The organism is Sphingobium sp. BS19, from assembly GCF_027925545.1.
In the GTDB taxonomy this organism is placed as follows: domain Bacteria; phylum Pseudomonadota; class Alphaproteobacteria; order Sphingomonadales; family Sphingomonadaceae; genus Sphingobium.
Window position 1 is genome coordinate 121,613 of sequence record NZ_BSEF01000004.1, and the last position, 19,893, is coordinate 141,505.

General features: G+C 61.8%; 21 protein-coding genes. 5 read left to right on the top strand and 16 right to left on the bottom strand.

Annotated features, from left to right (window positions below):
* Window positions 1-79 precede the first annotated feature (79 nt).
* Window positions 80-1,339, bottom strand: a complete 1,260-nt coding sequence (locus QMG56_RS05445) for an aspartate kinase (protein ID WP_281821564.1) — start codon at window positions 1,337-1,339, stop codon at window positions 80-82.
* 95 nt (window positions 1,340-1,434) lie between these two features.
* Here QMG56_RS05445 and ubiG point away from each other — a divergent pair, with 95 nt between their 5' ends.
* Both ubiG and QMG56_RS05455 read left to right on the top strand, forming a co-directional pair.
* Window positions 1,435-2,196, top strand: a complete 762-nt coding sequence (gene ubiG, locus QMG56_RS05450) for a bifunctional 2-polyprenyl-6-hydroxyphenol methylase/3-demethylubiquinol 3-O-methyltransferase UbiG (RefSeq protein ID WP_281821566.1) — start codon at window positions 1,435-1,437, stop codon at window positions 2,194-2,196.
* Window positions 2,197-2,316: 120 nt separating this feature from the next.
* Window positions 2,317-2,679, top strand: a complete 363-nt coding sequence (locus tag QMG56_RS05455) for a hypothetical protein (RefSeq protein WP_281821567.1) — start codon at window positions 2,317-2,319, stop codon at window positions 2,677-2,679.
* 6 nt (window positions 2,680-2,685) lie between these two features.
* Here QMG56_RS05455 and QMG56_RS05460 read toward each other — a convergent pair whose 3' ends face one another.
* From QMG56_RS05460 to QMG56_RS05475, 4 genes are all read right to left on the bottom strand, one after another.
* Window positions 2,686-3,825 carry an ATP phosphoribosyltransferase regulatory subunit gene (locus QMG56_RS05460; protein ID WP_281821569.1) on the bottom strand — a complete coding sequence of 380 codons (1,140 nt, stop codon included), beginning with the start codon at window positions 3,823-3,825 and terminating at the stop codon, window positions 2,686-2,688.
* Window positions 3,822-4,211 carry an endonuclease domain-containing protein gene (locus tag QMG56_RS05465; RefSeq protein WP_281821571.1) on the bottom strand — a complete coding sequence of 130 codons (390 nt, stop codon included), beginning with the start codon at window positions 4,209-4,211 and terminating at the stop codon, window positions 3,822-3,824. Before QMG56_RS05465 ends, QMG56_RS05460 begins: the two co-directional genes overlap by 4 nt.
* A gap of 57 nt (window positions 4,212-4,268) precedes the next feature.
* Entirely contained in the window at window positions 4,269-5,849 is a 1,581-nt protein-coding gene (gene serA, locus QMG56_RS05470) for a phosphoglycerate dehydrogenase (protein WP_281821572.1), read from the bottom strand.
* Between the two features lie 99 nt (window positions 5,850-5,948).
* Entirely contained in the window at window positions 5,949-7,082 is a 1,134-nt protein-coding gene (locus QMG56_RS05475; protein WP_281821574.1) for a phosphoserine transaminase, read from the bottom strand.
* A 183-nt stretch (window positions 7,083-7,265) separates the two neighbouring features.
* Between QMG56_RS05475 and QMG56_RS05480 the strand changes: the two genes are divergently transcribed.
* A complete protein-coding gene (locus QMG56_RS05480; RefSeq protein WP_281821575.1) occupies window positions 7,266-7,940 on the top strand; it encodes an extensin family protein in 675 nt (224 codons plus the stop codon).
* A 53-nt stretch (window positions 7,941-7,993) separates the two neighbouring features.
* A complete protein-coding gene (locus tag QMG56_RS05485) occupies window positions 7,994-8,872 on the top strand; it encodes an LOG family protein (RefSeq protein WP_281821576.1) in 879 nt (292 codons plus the stop codon).
* 9 nt (window positions 8,873-8,881) lie between these two features.
* Here QMG56_RS05485 and QMG56_RS05490 read toward each other — a convergent pair whose 3' ends face one another.
* From QMG56_RS05490 to QMG56_RS05505, 4 genes are all read right to left on the bottom strand, one after another.
* Window positions 8,882-10,306: a UdgX family uracil-DNA binding protein gene (locus tag QMG56_RS05490; RefSeq protein WP_281821577.1), complete on the bottom strand. Its 1,425-nt coding sequence runs from the start codon at window positions 10,304-10,306 to the stop codon at window positions 8,882-8,884.
* A 58-nt stretch (window positions 10,307-10,364) separates the two neighbouring features.
* Window positions 10,365-10,721 carry a hypothetical protein gene (locus tag QMG56_RS05495; RefSeq protein ID WP_230187876.1) on the bottom strand — a complete coding sequence of 119 codons (357 nt, stop codon included), beginning with the start codon at window positions 10,719-10,721 and terminating at the stop codon, window positions 10,365-10,367.
* A 104-nt stretch (window positions 10,722-10,825) separates the two neighbouring features.
* Window positions 10,826-12,079, bottom strand: coding sequence for a putative DNA modification/repair radical SAM protein (locus QMG56_RS05500; protein ID WP_281821579.1), 1,254 nt, complete (start codon window positions 12,077-12,079; stop codon window positions 10,826-10,828).
* A 71-nt stretch (window positions 12,080-12,150) separates the two neighbouring features.
* A complete protein-coding gene (locus QMG56_RS05505; RefSeq protein ID WP_281821581.1) occupies window positions 12,151-13,554 on the bottom strand; it encodes a methyl-accepting chemotaxis protein in 1,404 nt (467 codons plus the stop codon).
* Between the two features lie 122 nt (window positions 13,555-13,676).
* Here QMG56_RS05505 and QMG56_RS05510 point away from each other — a divergent pair, with 122 nt between their 5' ends.
* Window positions 13,677-14,876 carry a serine hydrolase gene (locus tag QMG56_RS05510; RefSeq protein ID WP_281821582.1) on the top strand — a complete coding sequence of 400 codons (1,200 nt, stop codon included), beginning with the start codon at window positions 13,677-13,679 and terminating at the stop codon, window positions 14,874-14,876.
* 3 nt (window positions 14,877-14,879) lie between these two features.
* On the opposite strand, the gene QMG56_RS05515 is transcribed toward QMG56_RS05510, so the two are convergent.
* The 7 genes from QMG56_RS05515 to QMG56_RS05545 all read right to left on the bottom strand — a co-directional run bounded on the left by QMG56_RS05515 (window position 14,880) and on the right by QMG56_RS05545 (window position 19,891).
* Window positions 14,880-16,403, bottom strand: coding sequence for a fumarate hydratase (locus QMG56_RS05515; RefSeq protein ID WP_281821584.1), 1,524 nt, complete (start codon window positions 16,401-16,403; stop codon window positions 14,880-14,882).
* 69 nt (window positions 16,404-16,472) lie between these two features.
* Entirely contained in the window at window positions 16,473-16,838 is a 366-nt protein-coding gene (locus QMG56_RS05520; protein WP_281821585.1) for a DsrE family protein, read from the bottom strand.
* On the bottom strand, window positions 16,831-17,592 hold the full coding sequence (locus QMG56_RS05525) for a HesA/MoeB/ThiF family protein (RefSeq protein WP_281821586.1): 762 nt from the start codon (window positions 17,590-17,592) through the stop codon (window positions 16,831-16,833). The genes QMG56_RS05520 and QMG56_RS05525 overlap by 8 nt, the downstream gene beginning before the upstream one ends.
* On the bottom strand, window positions 17,589-18,038 hold the full coding sequence (gene dut / locus QMG56_RS05530; protein WP_281821588.1) for a dUTP diphosphatase: 450 nt from the start codon (window positions 18,036-18,038) through the stop codon (window positions 17,589-17,591). The genes QMG56_RS05525 and dut overlap by 4 nt, the downstream gene beginning before the upstream one ends.
* A complete protein-coding gene (gene coaBC, locus QMG56_RS05535) occupies window positions 18,019-19,245 on the bottom strand; it encodes a bifunctional phosphopantothenoylcysteine decarboxylase/phosphopantothenate--cysteine ligase CoaBC (RefSeq protein WP_281821591.1) in 1,227 nt (408 codons plus the stop codon). Before coaBC ends, dut begins: the two co-directional genes overlap by 20 nt.
* Complete coding sequence (locus QMG56_RS05540) at window positions 19,242-19,589, bottom strand: DUF86 domain-containing protein (protein ID WP_230187867.1); 348 nt, start codon at window positions 19,587-19,589, stop codon at window positions 19,242-19,244. The genes coaBC and QMG56_RS05540 overlap by 4 nt, the downstream gene beginning before the upstream one ends.
* Window positions 19,589-19,891 (bottom strand): nucleotidyltransferase family protein, encoded by a 303-nt coding sequence (locus QMG56_RS05545; RefSeq protein WP_230187866.1) that lies wholly within the window; start codon window positions 19,889-19,891, stop codon window positions 19,589-19,591. The genes QMG56_RS05540 and QMG56_RS05545 overlap by 1 nt, the downstream gene beginning before the upstream one ends.
* Between the last annotated feature and the right edge of the window lie 2 nt (window positions 19,892-19,893).

The window sequence follows — 19,893 nt, forward strand, 5'->3', positions numbered from 1 at the left end:
CTCCCTTGGCGAAACGTCGGGAGATGGATCCCCGCCTTCGCGGGGATGACTGCGTTAGTAAAGTCCTGCCTGCGAAATTTCACGCAGCAGGCGCGTCGGCGTCCAGGCCATAAGCCGTGTGCAGCACGCGCACCGCCAGTTCGGTTTCGTCCTCGTCGATCAGCACGCTGACCTTGATTTCGCTGGTCGAGATCGCTTCGATGTTGATCCCGCGATCCGCCAGCGTCTTGAACATCGTCGCCGCGACACCTGCGTGGCTGCGCATCCCGACACCCACAACACTGATCTTCGCGACTTCGACATCGGTGATGATGCGATAGAAACCGATCTGATCCTTCAACGATTCGAGCAGGTCGACGCTGCGAGCAAGATCGGCGCGCGGCACGGTGAAGGTTACGTCGGTTTCTTCCTTATCCTTGCTGTCATTCTGGATAATCATGTCGACGTTGATGCTGGCTTCGGCAAGCGGGCTGAAGATGCTGGCGACCGCGCCGGGCCGGTCGGGCACGCGCGTCAATATGATCTTGGCTTCGTTCTTGTCATGGGCGATGCCGGTGATGAGCTGACGTTCCATCTTGCTTTCCTCCAATTCTTCTTCGCTGACGATCAGCGTACCGGGCAGGTCGTCCTGTGTGGGGTCGTCGAAGGAGGACAGCACCTGAACGCGCACCCCTTCCTTCATCGCGAGGCCGACCGAGCGGGTCTGCAACACCTTCGCGCCGACCGACGCGAGTTCGAGCATTTCCTCATAGGTCACCATGTCGAGCTTGCGCGCGCGGGCAACGATGCGGGGGTCGGTGGTGTAGACGCCATCGACATCGGTGTAGATGTCGCAACGGTCTGCGCCGATCGCAGCAGCCACGGCAACGGCGGACGTGTCCGATCCACCGCGGCCCAGCGTCGACACGCGGCCATCCTCCATCATTCCCTGAAAACCGGGGATGACCGCAACCTGGCCCGATGCCATTGCGGTAAGCAGCGCGTCCGTCTCGATGCTTTCCACCCGCGCCTTGGCATGGGATTCGATAGTGTGGATCGGCAACTGCCACCCGAGCCAGCTCCGCGCGTCCACGCCCATGGCTTTCAGCGTCATGGCCAGCAGGCCGCTGGTGATCTGCTCGCCCGCCGCAACGACGACATCATATTCCGCCGAATCGTAGAGCGCGCTGGCTTCGCGGCAGAAACCGACGAGCCGGTCGGTCTCCCCCGCCATTGCCGAAACCACGACCGCGACTTCGTTACCCTGGCTCACGACATGCTTCACACGCGCGGCAACATTGCGAATTCGCTCCATCCCCGCCATGGAGGTGCCGCCGAATTTCATCACGATGCGCGCCATATTTGCTGTCAGCCTTGCCTGTGGGTAAGATTATGTCGGAAAACGGGTCCGCGAGGGGTGCAAAAGCGGGCCTCCCTTAGTAAGTTGGAACAGATATGGCAAGCAATGTGGCCCCTGAAAGCATCACGACCATCGATCCGGCAGAGGCCGCGCATTTCGGTACGATGGCCGCCGGCTGGTGGAACCCCAAGGGCAGCAGCGCGATGCTGCACAAGCTGAACCCGGTGCGCCTGTCCTATATCCGCCACGCGGTGGACGCGCATTGGCGTGGCGACATCAAGACGCTGCGTCCCCTGGCCGGAAAACGTGCTCTCGATGTCGGGTGCGGCGCGGGCCTGCTGTGTGAACCGCTGGCGCGGATGGGCGCGCAGGTGACGGGGATCGATGCAGCGCATGAGAATATCGCTGCGGCACAGACCCACGCGGCAGGGCAAGGCCTCACCATCGATTATCGCGCGGTCGGCGTGGAGGCGCTGGGCGAAACCGGCTTCGATCTGGTGACGAGCATGGAAGTGATCGAGCATGTCACCGACCCCGCGTTGTTCCTGCGCGGGCTGGCGGATGCGCTGGCGCCCGATGGGCTGCTGATACTCTCGACACCCAACCGCACGCCCTTGTCGCGGCTGGCGATGATTACGCTGGGCGAAGGCCTGGGCCAGATTCCGCGCGGCACGCACGACTGGAGCAAATTCCTGACGCCCGAGGAAATCGAACCGATGCTGGTGGCAGCGGGGCTGGAAGTGACGGGGTGGAGCGGGATCGCGCTGGACCCGGCGAAGGGATTCGTGCTGTCGGAGAAGAAGGGGTTGAATTATCTGCTGACGGCGAAGCGGGCGGGCGAGTTAAAGGATGGATGAATCACTAAATATCTACTTAAGTAAATCGTACTTATCTATTATTAGGCTTAATCTGTTTTTGTCATAATTTCAGTATTATCATTTGACGGGGTAAATGTATTCGAATTTATTGCAATAGTGATGTTGATAGCTTCTTTGATTAATAAATTACACGGCATTATTGGTTTCTTTTATCGAGAATCAATAATGACTATTAGCCGGGACGGCATTCATCTCCCCTGCGCCGAAAATGCATTCTTGCCTTATGACATTGTCGATAATTATTGGATTACTAAACACCAAATATATAATGATATTTGGAATACATTCTCTATTCAATGCTCCCCACGCCAGTCTTTAAATACTAAATTATGGTACAAGATAAATGGAATAAAAGTAGATACTCTGTTAGAAGGCGATATTGTTTTCATCGATAAACACCTTGAATGCAAATTCCAAGATATTGCTGAAACAATAGATTTATACCGTGAAATGCCAGTCTGACTATTTCTAATACCCCCGCGCCGAATCCCCATCCAGCCAGTGCGAACATCCCAGGGCCGCGCCGTCATCCACGTCGGACAATGCCGCAACCGTCCGCCAGCCTTCACCGCGTAACGTCTTCGCCACCACCGCATCATGTCCCAGCGGCAGGAACAGCCGCTTGACCGGCATCGCGCCGAAGCCTGCGTCGATCAGCGGGTCGGGGTAGAGGGAGAAGCCGATGGCGGGTTCTTCGCTGCCGTCGCTGCGCAGGATAGCATAGCTGCCGCCGCGCCCGATTTCGCCGACGAACCCTTCGGCGAAAACGGAAAATCCGAACCAGCTTTGATATTCGAAGCCATGGCGTTCGGTCGGGTCGAGCGTCAGGGTAATGTCCCAGCCAATGGGCTTGGCGATGGCCCGCAACGCAGCGATGCGGCTGGCAATCGCGCCTTGCCCGGTGGCGGCGTCGATGGCTTCCAGCTTGTCCATCGCGGCATGGAACGGCCCCGCCGCTTCGATCAGCGGCAGATAGGACGCCGCGCCTGCACCCAGCGCCACGAGCGCGCCTGCATCCTTCGCGTCCAGTTCGGTCCGCACCGCTTCCCGCTCTGAATCGCTGAGCGGCATCGGTCCGGCCGCGAGGGTATCGATCAGGTCGGGCAGGGTGAAATCGATGGTGATCCCGGTGACGCCCGCTGCCTGCAACGCTTCGATGGCGACGTTGACGATCTCGACCGCTGCGGCGACGCTGTCCGTTCCGATCAGTTCCGCGCCCACCTGCAACTGTTCGCGCTCCGGCCGCAACTGATTGGCGCGCAGTTTCAGCACCGGGCCGCCATAGGACAGCCGCAATGGCCGCGCGGTGGTGGCGAGACGGGTGGCAGCGATGCGACCGACCTGCGCCGTCATGTCGGGGCGGATCGCCAGTGTCCGCTGCGACACGGGATCGACGGCGCGGAGCAAATCCTGCGCGCGGGCCGATTTAAGCCGCTGCGTCAGCGTCTCCTCGAACTCCGCAATCGGCGGCATCACGCGGGCATAGCCATGCGCTGCTACGGTATCCAGCACGCTGCGCGCCAGATGCGCCGACGCCTCCGCCGCAGGGGGGAGACGGTCGGACAATCCTTCGGGCAGAAGGCCGGTGATGGCGTTGGGCTGGGTCATTCTGACTCCCTCCCCCCTGGGGGGGAGGGCTGGGGAGAGGGGGGAACGCGCAAAGCTTGCAAAATCGCGCCCAACACACTTTCCAGGTTACCCAGCACATCATGATTGGCGAAACGGATCACGCGGTATCCCAACGATTCAAGAAATTCGGTTCGCCTCGCGTCATAGCGATCTTCGGCAGAATGTGTATCCCCATCAACTTCGACGATGAGGCGGTCTGCCTTTGACGCAAAATCGACAATGTACGGGGCAATTATACTCTGGCGCGTAAACTGCTGATCCTCAAAGCGGTTTGCGCGAAGGGCGAGCCAGAGTTTCTGTTCGGCGGGGGTAGGGTTGGCGCGCATCGTTCTGGCGCGTTCCTTCAGCGTTGGATCAACACGCATCCTTGCCCCCCCTCTCCCAAACCCTCCCCCCGAAGGGGGAGGGCTTCTCGTCATACATCAAGCAAAGCGCAGCAGCTTCACGGTCTTCACGCCGTCGAGCTTGCAGATGTCCCACAGCAGCGGCTCGGTGACCACGCCGTCGACCGACAGCAGCAGCACCGCTTCGCCACCCTGATTGCGGCGACCCAGATGGAAGGTGCCGATGTTCACGTCCGCATGACCCAGCGTCGACCCGATACGACCGATGAAGCCGGGCGCGTCCTGGTTGACGATGTAGAGCATGTTGCCCGCCAGATCGGCTTCCACCTTGATGCCGAACAGTTCGACCAGACGCGGTTGCTCCGGTCCGAACAGCGTGCCGGCGATGGAGCGTTCGCCGGTCGGCGTTTGCACCGTGACGCGCACCAGCGTCTGATATGCGCCTTCGCGATCGTGGCGCACTTCGCGCACGTCGAGGCCGCGTTCCTTGGCGAGATACGGCGCATTGACCATGTTCACCGTGTCGGAATAGGCGCGCATCAAGCCCGCCAGCACCGCTGCCGTGATCGGCTTCTGGTTCAGTTCCGCGGCATGGCCTTCGACTTCGATCGAAATGCCCTGCACCTTGTCGCCTTCAAGCTGCCCCAGCAGGCTGCCCATCTTTTCGGCGAGCGCCATGTAGGGCTTGAGCTTGGGCGCTTCCTCTGCAGACAGGCTGGGCATGTTGAGCGCGTTGGTCACGCCGCCGTCCAGCAGATAGTCGGACAGTTGCTCGGCCACCTGCAGCGCGACGTTGACCTGTGCTTCGTCCGTGGACGCGCCCAGATGCGGAGTCGAGATGAAGTTGGGGGTGCCGAACAGCGGGCTTTCCTTGGCCGGTTCGGTCACGAACACGTCGAGCGCTGCGCCGCCGATATGGCCGCTGTCGAGACCCGCCTTCAACGCCGCTTCGTCGATCAGACCGCCGCGCGCGCAGTTGACGATGCGCACGCCCTTCTTGGTCTTGGCGAGTGCTTCTGCCGACAGGATGTTGCGCGTCTGGTCCGTGAGCGGCGTGTGCAGCGTGATGAAGTCGGCGCGGGCGAGCAGTTCGTCCAGCGTTACCTTTTCCACGCCCATGTCGATGGCGCGCTCAGGCGTCAGGAACGGATCGAATGCGACGACCTTCATCTTCAGGCCGCGTGCACGGTCAGCGACGATGGAGCCGATATTGCCTGCACCGATCAGGCCAAGCACCTTGCCGGTGACTTCGACGCCCATGAAGCGGTTCTTCTCCCACTTGCCCGCCTGCGTCGACGCATCGGCTTCGGGCAATTGGCGGGCGAGGGCGAACATCAGCGCAATGGCATGTTCGGCGGTGGTGATCGAGTTGCCGAACGGGGTGTTCATGACCACGACGCCCTTGGCCGAGGCAGCGGGGATATCGACATTGTCGACGCCGATGCCTGCGCGACCGATAACCTTCAGGTTGGTCGCCGCGTCGAGGATCGCTTTCGTCACCTTGGTCGAGGAGCGAATGGCGAGGCCGTCATACTGACCGATGATCGCGATCAGCTCTTCGGGTGTCTTGCCGGTGATTTCGTCGACTTCGACGCCCCGGTCGCGGAAGATCTGGGCGGCGCGGGGGTCCATTTTATCGGAAATGAGAACTTTGGGCATGATATATACTCCTGTCATCCCAGCGAACGCTGGGATCTCCCTTGTTTTTCAAGGGAAGTGAGACCCCAGCTTTCGCTGGGGTGACGAATTACGCAGGTGTTAAGCGGCAGCCTTCGTCTGGGCATAAGCCCAGTCGAGCCAAGGGCCGAGCGCTTCGATATCGGCGGTGTCGACAGTCGCGCCGCACCAGATGCGCAGGCCGGCGGGGGCATCGCGATAACCTGCGATGTCGTATGCCGCGCCTTCCTTCTCCAGCAGTCCGGCGAAGCTCTTGATGAACGCTTCGTCGGCGCCTTCGACGGTCAGGCATACGCTGGTCTTGGAGCGCGACGCCGGGTCCGCCGCGAGATGGCCGAGCCAGTCACGATCCGCGACGATCTTGTCGAGCGCGGCGGCATTGGCGTCGCTTCGTGCGATCAGGCCCGCGGCACCGCCGATGGACTTGCCCCATTCCAGCGCGAAGATCGCGTCTTCGACTGCCAGCATGGAGGGGGTGTTGATCGTCTCGCCCTTGAACACGCCTTCGGTCAGCTTGCCCTTCGATACCAGACGGAACACCTTGGGCAGCGGCCATGCTGGGGTGTAGGTTTCGAGCCGTTCGACCGCGCGGGGGCCGAGGATCAGCACGCCATGCGCGCCTTCGCCGCCTAGCACCTTCTGCCAGGAGAATGTCGCGACGTCGATCTTCGTCCAGTCAATATCGTACGCGAACACCGCGCTGGTCGCATCGGCGAAAGTCAGGCCTTCGCGGTCATCGGGAATCCAGTCGGCATTGGGGACGCGCACGCCAGAGGTGGTGCCGTTCCAGGTGAACAGCACGTCGGTCGAGAAATCGACGGCGGAGAGATCGGGCAACTGGCCGTAATCGGCGCGCACGATTGTCGGGTCGATTTTAAGCTGCTTGGCGGCATCCGTCACCCAGCCTTCGCCAAAGCTTTCCCACGCCATCGTGGTCACCGGGCGCGCACCCAGCATCGTCCACATCGCCATTTCAAAGGCGCCCGTGTCCGACCCCGGCACGATGCCGATGCGGTGCGTTTCGGGCAGGTTCAGCAATTCGCGCATCAGGTCGATGCAATATTGCAGACGTGTCTTGCCGATCTTCGACCGGTGCGAACGACCCAGCGATTGGGTGGCGAGTTTTTCGGGGGTCCAGCCGGGCGGTTTCGCGCAAGGGCCGGAAGAAAAGAAAGGACGCGCAGGCTTAGAGCCCGGACGGGTAACTTCAGTCATGTAGTCTCTCCTCACAGAGAGCACGCGCGGCGTTGGGACCGCGTGGCCCGTCGGCGGCCCTACAGGCGGCAGCGGATTAGTCAAGTGCGATGAAGGTCGCTGGCCAGTCGGTGCGCAGGGCGCGACCGACTGAAACGCAAAGCCGTTGCCACAGGTTCAGCATTGACGGATATACTGGCCCCGATGAGCGGGCGAGACACAAAAGGCGGGTTTTCAGGGCGTTGGGTTGCGAGCCTTGCCCTGTTGGCGCTCGCGAGCGCTTGCGCCGGGCCATCGGAAAAGCGGCGCAGCGTACGCCCGCGACAACCCGCCAGAGCCGCCCCGCCACAGGTCGATATCAAGCAATGTGTGGCCGATTTGCGACGGTTGGGCGTTCAGTTCTCTACCTTGCCTGACCGCAGTTTCGGCGGCGGTTGTTCGGCCGTCGGGTCGGTCAAGCTGCTCGACACCGGCGTGCCGACGACCAATCTGGGCGCCATGACATGCCCGTTGGCGGAGAAATTTTCCGCATGGACACGCTACGCCGTACAGCCTGCTGCGCGACTGTTCCTGGGGAGCGAGCTGGTGCGGATCGAGACGTTTGGCACCTATTCCTGCCGTCCCATCGCCGGATCGGGGCGATTGTCCGAACATGCGCGCAGCAATGCCGTGGATGTGTCGGCATTCGTGCTGGCGGACGGGCGCCGCATTTCGATCAAGGGCAACTGGAACGGCGACAGTCGTGAGCAGCAATTCCTGCGCACCATCCGCGGCAGTGCCTGCAAGCGTTTCCGCACCGTGCTCAGCCCCGATTACAATGCCGCGCATCAGGATCATCTGCACTTCGATCTGGGGGGCAAGGGGCTGTATTGCCGCTAAGTCTCGGGCGGTTGCGTCTTGGCAATGTCATGCCCCTTGGCTAATGGCCGTCGATGACCAAGAAAGAGATTGAAGAGCGCAAGTTCCGCCCTGCCAAGCAGGAAGCCAAGGACGCCGCCAAAAACCTGCACACCCCGCAAACCATGAGCGCCGCGTACAAGCTGGCGTTTCAGGATACCGATTTCCTGCTGCGCGAGGATTTGCGCCCCATCCGTTTTCAGCTTGAATTGCTCAAGCCCGAATTGCTGATGAACGAAGCGAAGATCGAATCGACCTTCGTATTCTATGGCTCGGCCCGCATTCCCGAACCGGATCGTGCGCAGGAGCGGATCGACGCGGCGACCACCGACAAGGAGCGGGAGATCGCGCAGCGCCTCGCCGCCAAGTCGAAATATTATACCGAAGCACGCAAGCTGGCCGGGATCGCAGCGCGTTATCCTGTGGACGAACATGGGCATCAGAATTTCGTCGTCTGCTCGGGCGGCGGCCCCTCGATCATGGAAGCGGCCAATCGCGGCGCAGCCGATGCGGAAGCGCCCTCCATCGGCATGAACATCGTCCTGCCGCATGAGCAGGCGCCCAATGTCTATGTGACACCTGAATTGTCGTTCCAGTTTCACTATTTCGCACTGCGCAAGATGCACTTCCTGCTGCGGGCGCGGGCGCTGGCGGTGTTCCCCGGCGGCTTCGGCACGTTCGATGAAATGTTCGAATTACTGACCCTCGTCCAGACGGGCAAGATGAAGCCGATCCCGATCCTGCTGTTCGGCAAGGAATTCTGGACGAAGGTCGTCGATTTCGAAGCCCTTGCCGACGAAGGCGTCATTGCGCATCGCGATCTCGACCTGTTCACATGGGTCGAAACGGCGGAGGACGCATGGTCGGCCGTCTGCCATTTCTACAAGGACGACAATCTGATGGGGTGCGAATAACCCGGACGATCAGACCGTCGCCAGCCGCGCCCCGTCCAGCCGCGCCCTGACCAGCCGCAGATCGTCCAGAAAGCGTGCGCGTTCCTCCTGGGCTTTTTGGGCGTCGGGAATGCGCCGCAAATAGCTGGGATGGACGGTCACCCATAATTCCTGACCCGTGGGCAGCGGGATCGCAGCGCCCCGCACCTTGCCAATGGTTACGGCCTTGCCCAGCACCGCACGCGCCGCCGTCGCTCCCAGCGCAAGGATCACCGGCGGGCGGATAGCGTCGATTTCGCGGCCCAGCCACCATCGGCAGGCTTCGATTTCGGGGGTTTGCGGCGTCTGGTGAATACGTCGCTTGCCGCGCAGCTCATGTTTGAAATGCTTCACCGCGTTGGTCAGATAAGTGCGAGACCGATCTATGTCGGCTTTGGCCAACGCGCTATTCAGCACTTGCCCCGCCGGACCGACAAAAGGCCGCCCCGCCAGGTCCTCCTGATCGCCCGGCTGTTCTCCGACGATCATCAGGCGCGAATCGGTCGGACCTTCGCCGAACACGGTTTGCGTGGCGGTGCAGTGCAAGGCGCAGCGGGTGCAGGTCATCGCCTCGGCGCGTAGTTCAGTCCAATTTTCCCTCGCGCTTGGGATCGCTTCGATATTCTTACTGGGCACCGGGCTAGCGGCGATCATGGCGGACTCGCGCGCCTGTGCGCCTGCAATCAGATCCGGGATCAGCGAAGCCTCCGGCAAGTTGCGCCAGTATTTCTTCGGCATCTCCGACATCATCGCACCGACCTTCAGCCGCGCCGGATTGAAGATCGCGCTGTAATAGCCTTTCCAGATATCCTCGACCGGATCTTCGGCAGGCGCGTCGCCCCGTTCGGCACCCGGACCTTCGCGCAAAATGTTCCCGTCCCAATGGATGCTGCATTCCGGCGTCAGGATCGACCAGCACATATTGGCGAAGCGGCGGATGAAAAATCCGGCATTGGCGCGGACAATGTGATGATCCGGCTCGAACCACGCGACGAACCGGGCGGGCGCGCCATCAACCGCTTCGATTTCGCGGAAGCGGACGAAGGCATGCATCTTGTGAATGTCGCGGCGCACTGCCTTCGCCAGCATATCGACCCGGCGCAGGAGGGGGTCGGCTCGATCCTGCACGACACCGGGACGGGCCCGGACGTGCAGCAACAGCGCGTACAGCAAGGCAAAGCGTTCGGGGTCGCTGTGCAGTATCGCCGACTGCGCAAGATCCACAAAGGGCTGGGGCACGGCGAAAGAGGCGGAAGGATCGACGTGCGGTAACGGTGCACCGCCGAACAGATCGCCGCTCGATGCACCTACGTGCCAGCTAACTTCCTGCGCAGGCACCTTGGACAGCGCCAGATTGCGCGCTGCATTGCGCCACCCATCGAAATCGTCCGGCGCGTCGAGGGTTACGCAGAACATGCGCGTACACCGTCGGCAACCGCACCGCCGTCGTCTATGTTAGAAAAAAGGGCTGTTGCTAGTTGAACATGAGCCCGAACATCATCCCGACCGGTATCCAAAGGAACGGGGCGACGAGGCTGGCGGCCCAAAGCGGAATTATATCCGCGCGGAAACAGCGCGCCAATTGATCTGTATCCGACTTTTCCGAAAGAGCGATCCAGCGACTTTCCAGGCTGCGGGCCGCAATCGCAAAGCCGCCAATTGCGATGAATATGCCAAGGTGCATGACGAGCGATCCGCCCAGCTTCGCTACGACAGCGATCTGCAACACGGCGAAGATCACCAGCGCTGCTGCGACATGGCTGCTCATCCGTCGACCATAGTCGACCGACTGAACATTGTCCGCCGTGCGTGTCGGAAATATCGAAGCCATCGCAATCCCCTTTGCCCATTGAAGGCACAGCGAAGGTTTCATGAGAACGCCACAGAATCAATCGGAAAAGTGCAAAATGGGCCCAAAAACGTGACATTTCCGCTTCACGTGCCGAATAAATCGAGTTGTCGGGGTTTGGGCGCAAGCAGCGACCGTAAATCGGCCCGATCCGCCAGCATGACGGGGCGCCAGTCCGACGCGATCAGAAACGGACGTATCTTCACGATTGATGCCGTCAAACGTGCGACATCGCTGAGCCGCAGCGTGCGGAAGCGGCGCGACTGCAAGATCGCATTGACGGCTTTCACCCCCAGCCCCGGCACGCGCAATAACTTTTCCCGTGGCGCACGGTTCACATCCACAGGGAAGTCCGCGCGATGCTTGAGCGCCCAGGCCAGCTTTGGGTCGATATCCAGTGGCAGATTGCCCGTCACGCTGTCCGCCGCATCGGCAATCTCATGCGCGGCATAACCGTAAAAGCGCATCAGCCAGTCGGACTGATACAGCCGATGCTCGCGGATCAGCGGCGGGCGTTGCAACGGCAGCACCGCACTGGCCGAGGGAATGGGGGAGAACGCGCTATAATAGACGCGCCGTAGCCCGAAGTTGCCGTAAAGCCCGCTCGCCCGTGTGACGATGGCCGTATCGCTGGCGTCGTCCGCGCCCACGATCATCTGCGTCGACTGGCCGGCCGGTGCGAAACGCGGCGCGTGGCGATAGCGTTTGCGCGCGTCCTTGTTGTCGATCATTTCCGTCTGCATCGACCCCATTGCGCCTTCGATGCGATCGGTGTCTTTTTCCGGTGCCAGCCGTTTTAGCCCCGCGCGTGTCGGCAATTCGACGTTGATCGATATACGGTCGGCATGAAGCCCCGCCTGCCGGATCAGTTCCGGATCGGCATCGGGTATGGTTTTCAAATGAATATAGCCGCGAAAGTCATGATCCTCGCGCAGGCTGCGCGCCACTTCCACGACTTGCTCCATCGTATAGTCCGGCGAGCGGATGATGCCGGATGAGAGGAACAGCCCCTCGATATAATTGCGACGATAGAAGGACAGCGTCAGATCGACGACTTCCTGCGGCGTGAAGCGCGCGCGGCGGACATTGCTGCTCTTGCGGTTGATGCAATAATGGCAATCGAAGACGCAACTGTTGGTCAGCAGGATTTTCAGGAGCGAGATGCAGCGGCCATCGGGGGCGTAGGCATGACAGATGCCCATGCCTTCGGTCGATCCGATCCCGCCCTTCGGGCCGCTGGTGCTGCTGCGTTTGGATGTTCCCGACGACGCGCAGGACGCATCGTATTTCGCCGCATCGGCAAGGATTTCAAGTTTCTGCCGAGTGTCGAGCCATGCCATATGTTCTGTCTATGTTCTTTGACAGCGCTTGCCAAGGCATTTTTATAACAGGATTTTTTGCGGAAGGTCGTTCAGCTCTGGTCGGCGTAGGCGATCTGCAGAATGCCCCAGTGGCGACCGCGAATATGGATCGAGGCAATAACCTGTTTCAACAGGATCACGCCGCCGCCGCTGATCGGGCGGCGATAGGCCTTGATGCAGAAAGGCTGCGTGGTCTTCACTTGCTCGACCGTGTCCGGTGTATCGAAAATCTGCCCGGCCCGCGCGAACTCCGCGTTCCAGATCGGATCGTTGGGTCGCTGCGGCAGCGATCTTTCGGGCATGGCGACACCGCCCCAGGATGTGCGGTCGGTGCAGGTCATGCCGAAAAAGCCCGGCAAGGCCCGCGCCTGTTCCTGCAACGGACGTGCCGCAGCCGTTATGAACGGCTGAATGGGGTGCGTAAACAGTTTGGGATCGGAGAACGCGACCGGCGCATAAGTGTCGCTGAATGCGTCCGCCTCTGCAATCCGGCCTTCGCCGATATCGCGTTCGAGCTGCTCGGCAATGGCTTCCGCAGCCCGCAATCCGAAGTGGATATACGGCGAATCGGGTATTTCGACGCCGCTTTCGGCGAGATACTGCAACAGGATGTTGGTGTCGTCGCTGACCGTGCTGACCCGGCCTGACAGCCTTTGCAGGCCCAGGGCATTATCGGTCGAAGTGGTCGACAACGCGTCGAGACCGCTGTGGATTTCGCTTACCGAACTGACCATCGAGCTGATGCGGTTCGCCACCGACGCGCTGTTTTCCGAAAGCCCACGCATCAATGTCGCCAGTCGATCGACCAGCGCTTCGATATCGCGCGTACCTTTGTGCGCGGATTTGGCCTTTTCCACGCCCTTGCCGATGCGGCTGAGCATGCCGTCGGCTTCACCCGCCAGCGCACGGATCGACACTTCGATCGTCTTGGTGGCGGCGGCGGTTTCCTGCGCCAGTTTTTTGACTTCGCTGGCCACCACGGCAAAGCCGCGCCCCGCGTCGCCCGCACGGGCCGCTTCGATGGTCGCGTTGAGCGCCAGCAGGTTGGTCTGGCTGGCAATGCCACTGATCACGCTGGTGACATGGCCGACCTTGGTCAATGCTTCGGTGAAGCCGCCCAGACTGTCATGGATGCGGCTGACCTGTTCGATCATGTCGACGACATCTACGGTCGCTTCGGAAAGCTGGCGATTGGAATCGCTGATCACGGCATGGGCAGCGGTCGCCTTCTGCTGTGCGTCATTGGCTGCATCGGACACGTTGGCGCTGTCGTGGGCCAGTTGGACCGCTTCGCTGCCAATGACGTCAATGGTTTTCGCCTGCGCGGTGACGCGACCGGCCAGTTCCGCGATGTCCGCCTGAAGGTCGAGCGTCCGCAGCCCCAGATCGCCTGACAGCTTTGCGGCCTTGGTTATCGTTTGATATATGTCAGTCGTGAGCGCGGCGTGCTTCATCCTTTCCTGCGTAAACCCTTGTGGTTAAATAAGGATTAGTGACATATCCGAGGCCGAACCCCGGCTTGGCAAAAAGCGTCCGGGCGCGCGGGAGGTGCAGGGCGGTGCAAGCGATACGGTCCATGAAACGACCCTTCCCTCTATGGGTGGCGATGAGCCTTTCGGCATGGGCAATTTCCCCGGCATCGACTGCCAATGCCGCCGCCGAAGTCACCGAACCGGCATCCGCCTGGGCGCGTTTCGACGTGCGACAGGTCACGGCCAGCGGCGCACAGGGCATGGCCGACCGTAGCGCCGGTCGTCATGCAAAGGCCGACGATCCCGTCCGGATCGCATCTATCTCCAAACTGGCAACGGCGCTGGCCGCCATGCGGCTGGTGGAGCGGGGTGTGCTCGATCTGGATCGGGACGTGTCGCAGGTACTGGGCTGGCCCCTGCGCAATCCCGCGTTCCCGGATCGCCCGATCACGCTACGGTTGTTATTGTCGCATACTGCCGGAGTGCGGGACGGCGTGGAGTACGCGCTACCTCTCGATGCGCGGCTGGACACCGTGATGCGCGATCCCAAGGCGTGGGACAGCGCGCATAAGCCGGGCGGATACTTCACTTACTCCAACCTCAACTTCCCAATTGTCGCGGCGGTGATGGAGGCCGCCACGGGTGAGCGTTTCGACCGATTGATGCAGCGTGAAGTCTTTGCACCGCTAAAGCTCGACGCCTGCTTCAACTGGACGACTTGCTCATCGCGCACGGTGCGCCACGCCGTCGTGCTGTATAATGCCGACGGCACCGTGGCGCGCGACGATCTGCATGGCACGAAGCCTGATTGCCCGGTCGTGCCTGCGAGCGACGGTAGCTGCGATCTCACGCGCTACCCACTGGGTCGTCACGGCGCGGCCTTCAGTCCGCAAGGTGGCATGCGGATCGGCGCGCGTAGTCTGGCAAAGCTCGGCATGGTGCTGGCGGGCAAGCGCCCCGATTTCCTAAAAGCCGCTAGTCTTGGGGAAATGACCCGCGCGCAGTGGACCTATGATGGCACCAATGGCGACACCGAAGGCGGCTTTCACTGCGCCTACGGATTGGCGGTGCAGATACTCGCGCTGCCGGGGCGCAACGCGGCATGTCGCGACGATCCCTTTGGCGACGGGCGCACGCGGATCGGCCATGCGGGCGAAGCCTATGGCTTGCGCTCAGGCCTGTGGGTCGATCCGGCGTCGGGCAAAGGGCTGGCGTTTTTCGTAACCGCCATTGCCGCCGACGCGCCAAAGGGCCGCTCCGCCTTCACCGCTGCCGAGGAAGCGATGATCGCGGCCCACCATTAGCGATCAGGCGCGCTCCAGCAGCTTCTCCCGCTTGATCTTTTCCTGCCAGACCAGCGGCGCGAGATGGTGGACCGACTGGCCTTCGCTATCCACGGCAACCGTCACCGGCATGTCCTGCACTTCGAATTCGTAGATCGCTTCCATGCCCAGATCGGCAAAGCCCACGACCTTCGATCCCTTGATCGCTTTCGCCACCAGATAGGCCGCGCCGCCGACTGCCATCAGATAGGCGCTCTTGTGGTCGCGAATCGCGTCGATGGCCATCGGTCCGCGCTCTGCCTTGCCGACCATCGCCAACAGGCCTTCTTCCAGCATCATGCGTGTAAACTTGTCCATGCGCGTGGCGGTGGTGGGACCGGCAGGGCCGACTACTTCCTCACCCACCGGATCGACCGGCCCGACATAATAAATGACGCGACCCTTGAACTCCACCGGCAACGGTTCGCCCGCATCCAGCATATCCTTGATCCGCTTGTGCGCGGCATCGCGCCCGGTCAGCATCTTGCCGTTGAGCAACAGGCGGTCGCCATGCTTCCAGCTTTGCACCACTTCCGGCGTCAGCGTGTCGAGATCGACGCGGATCGCGGCTTTGTCCGGCGTCCAGTTGACGTCGGGCCATTCGCTGAGCTTGGGCTGTTCCAGATAGGCGGGTCCGGAGCCGTCCAGCGTGAAGTGCGCGTGGCGCGTCGCGGCGCAATTGGGGATCATCGCGACCGGCTTGCCAGCGGCGTGGCAGGGCGCGTCCATGATCTTCACATCGAGAATGGTCGAAAGCCCGCCCAGACCCTGCGCACCGATGCCCAGCGCGTTCACCTTGTCGAAAATCTCGATACGCAGCGCTTCGATGTCGTTCTGCGGTCCGCGTGCCTTGAGCGGTCCCATGTCGATCGGGTCCATCAGCGCCTTCTTCGCCAGCAGCACGCAGTGTTCCGCCGTGCCGCCGATGCCGATGCCCAGCATCCCCGGCGGGCACCAGCCAGCGCCCATTTGCGGGATCATGTCCAGCACCCAGTCGACGATATTGTCGCTGGGGTTCATCATCTTGAACTTGGACTTGTTCTCGCTGCCACCGCCCTTAGCCGCGACATCGACGCTGACTTTCGACCCCGGCACCATCTCGACATGCAACACGCAAGGAGTGTTGTCCTTGGTATTGCGGCGGGTGAAAGCCGGGTCGGCGAGGACCGAAGCGCGCAGCTTGTTTTCCGGGTGCAGATAGGCGCGGCGCACGCCTTCGTCGATAATCTCCTGCATCGACTTGGCGGTGTCGTCCAGGCGGCAGTCCATACCCCATTTCACGAAGACATTGACGATGCCGGTATCCTGACAGATCGGGCGATGCCCTTCGGCACACATGCGGCTGTTGGTCAGGATCTGCGCGATGGCGTCCTTGGCGGCGGGCGACTGTTCCGCTTCATAGGCTTCCCCCAGCGCGCGGATATAATCCATCGGGTGGTAATAGCTGATGAACTGAAGCGCATCGGCCACGCTTTCGATCAGATCCGCTTGGGTGATGGTGACGGTCATGGCCCGGAAATCCCTGCTCTGCTGCCTGTTTTGCGGATCGCTATAGTCGCTTTGGCCCTTGTGTCCAGATTACACGAAAAGCAGCCGGTCGGTATCGCCGACGCCTTGCAGGAAGCCGACCGACCCTCCGGTCGCGATGCGTGAGTCCAGCGTGGCGGCATCCATTCCGGCAAGTGCCAAGCCGCTCTGACAGGCGATCAGGGTCACGCCCAAACCCAGTGCCTCTTCGATCAACGCGGCAAGGCGCGGCATCCCCGCAGCGACGTGGGCTGCATCGCGCGGAGCGGACGCAGCGTCAGAAAGAAGCGCCACGGCATCTATCTGAAAAAACATCTGCGCCGCGCCCCCCAATGCCGCGTGGGCCGCCGCCATCGCCAGCGCGCCGCGCAACCGCTCCGGGTCGGCGGTCAGCACGACGATCTTCATGTCACGCATGGGCCAGCGCGCAACTCGGACAGGCGGGATCTTTCGGCACCGTCAATGTCCGGAACCGCAGCGACAGCAGATCGGCGATCAGCAACTTGCCTGCACTGTCGTCCCCGAACGGCACCATCGCGCGGATCGCTTCCAGCGCGGCAAGGCTGCCCATCATCCCCGTCAGCGCACCCATCACGCCCTGCTCGGCGCAGCTTGCTTCGGCGCGCCCCGGATCGCCCCCCACCAGGCAGCGATAGCACGGCTTGTCCGCTTCCCACCCGCGATAGACGGCAAGCTGCCCCTCGAACTGCCCCACGGCCGCGGACACCAGCGGAATGCGCAATCGCTGCGCCGCATCCGCCACCGCCAGCCGCGTTTCAAAACTATCGCTGCCATCGATAATGACATCGACATCCCGCAGCATAAGTGCAGCATTGTCTGCGGTAAGGCGCTGAAGAATGGGAATAACATGCACATCGGGCGTCAATCGCGCAACGGCGGCGACGGCAGCCTCCGCCTTGGGCGCATCGATGTCCGCCGTCCCGAAAAGCACCTGCCGCTGCAGGTTCGACAACGCCACCGCATCGTCATCGATCACCCGCAAGGTGCCGACACCCGCCGCCGCCAGATACTGGATAGCCGGACTGCCGATCCCGCCCGCACCGACCAGAGCCACATGCCCCGAAAGCAACCGCGCCTGCCCCGCCCCGCCAATTTCCTTCAGCACGATATGCCGCGCATAGCGCTCAAGCTGGGCGTCGGTCAGGGTCATTGCCCGGTCGAACCGAACCCGCCTGTGCCGCGCGCAGTGTCGTCCAGTTCATCGACTTCGGTAAAGCGTGCCTGCTGTACGGGCGCCGCTACGATCTGCGCAATCCGGTCGCCTCTGCGGATCGGAAAAGGCGTGTCGCCATGATTGATCATGATGATTTTCAACTCGCCACGATAATCGCTGTCGATCGTGCCGGGGGTGTTGGGCACGGTAACGCCATGCTTGAGCGCCAGACCGGAGCGAGGCCGCACCTGCACTTCATAGCCCGTAGGAATGGCCATCGCAAAACCGGTGGCGACCGCATGGCGCGCGCCGGGGGCAAGATCGAGTTCTTCGGCCGCCACCACGTCCATCCCCGCAGCCCCTGCGGTCGCATAAGTGGGCAGGGGCAGATCGGCACCATGGGGCAGGCGCTTTATGGCAATCTCAATCGACGGCAAGGACATGGATGACTTTCTCGATCAGGCGGTTGGCGACGGCACCTTTTGGCAGGCGTTCCCATGTGTCGATGCCTTGCGCGGTGACGATATGCACGCTGTTCGCGTCCCCGCCCATCACATCGCCTGACACGTCATTGGCGACGATCCAGTCCGGGCCTTTGCGCGCCAGCTTGGCCTGCGCATGGTCCGCCAGCTTCTCGGTCTCCGCTGCAAAACCGATCAGCAAGCCGGGGCGCTTGGGGTGCTTGCCCAAAGTGGCGAGAATATCCGGATTCTCGATCAGCGTCAGCGGGGCAGGGCCATCGCCCGATTTCTTGATCTTCTGCGCGGCTTCATCCTGCGTACGATAATCGGCGACGGCGGCAACCATGAAGGCCACATCGGCTGGCAGCGCCGCTTCGACCGCCGCCAGCATTTCCCGCGCTGTCTCGACATCGACCCGCGTAACCCCGCGCGGCGTGGGGAGCGCAACCGGCCCGCTCACCAGCGTTACCCGCGCACCGGCATCGGCGGCGGCGCGCGCAATGGCAAAGCCTTGCTTCCCCGAAGAGCGATTGGCGATGTAGCGGACTGGGTCGATGGGTTCGTGCGTCGGTCCGGCGGTGACGAGGACATGCTTGCCGTGAAGAGCGCGCGAATGTCCCTCGACTTCGCTCGGGACGAACGGAGAGGGGGCGGAGAGGAGGTTTCTAATTTCCGCCGCCACGACTTCCGGCTCAGGCAGTCGCCCCTTGCCCCATTCGCCGCAGGCCATGCCGCCGCTATCCGGCTCCATGATCGTGATGCCGTCGGCGCGGAGCTGCGCCAGATTGCGCTGCGTCGCGGGATGATGCCACATCCGCACATTCATCGCAGGCACCGCCAGCACTGGCGCATCGGTGGCAAGCAGGATGGTCGTCGCCAGATCGTCGGCAATGCCTGCCGCCATCTTCGCCATGATGTTGGCGGTGGCGGGACAGATCACGATGAGATCGGCTTGGCGGCTGAGCTGGATATGCCCGATCTCGCTTTCTTCCTTCAGGTCGAACATATTGCCGTACACCTGATCGCCCGTCAGCACGCCCAGCGACAAAGGCGTCACGAACTGGCGCGCGCTCTCCGTCATCACTGCCCGCACCGCGATATCTTCGCGCCGCAACAGCCGCACCAGCTCCAGCGCCTTATACGCCGCGATACCGCCAGAGACGATCAGGAGGATGCGCGGGGTCTTCATATATCGAATTTCGCCAGTTCAATGATGCAGGCCCGGTGCAGCGCAGCCAGATTTTCCGTTGCCGCTATCCAGATACGCTCCGGGTCGATAGCCAGATAATTATGCGCCACGACATTGCGAAGGCCGTAAATGGCTTGCCAGGGAAGATCGTGGCGGCCCTTTATCGTTTGACTAAGTTTGTTGCACTCTTCGCCGATAACCGAAAGGCGATAGGATGTAAGGTCGATCTCGTCGCCATCGGCTACGAATTTCTCAGACGTTATCTGCGACAGCCGCCTGTCAAGCGCATCGATCAACTGAATGATGAGTTCGAGCCGACCGGCATCCCGGTCTTGGTCCTCCATCAAAACACCTGAACGGAGTCGTGGTGCATCGCTACCGCTACCCGTGGCCGTGCGCCCATCGCCTTGCGTTCCACCAGATCGACACGCGTGCCGAGCAGTTCTTCGAGTCGCTGTTGCATGGCGATGAATTCGAACAGTCCGATCTTGCGCGCGTTTGTAATGTCGCAGGCTAAATCAACGTCTGACTGCGGCCCTGCTTCGCCGCGCGCGGTGGAACCGAATAGATATAGCGCGTCCATTCCCGCCGCGCGCATTTCCTGTTCATGCGCCCTGATCCGTCCGATGGCTTCGTCGCGTGTCATGA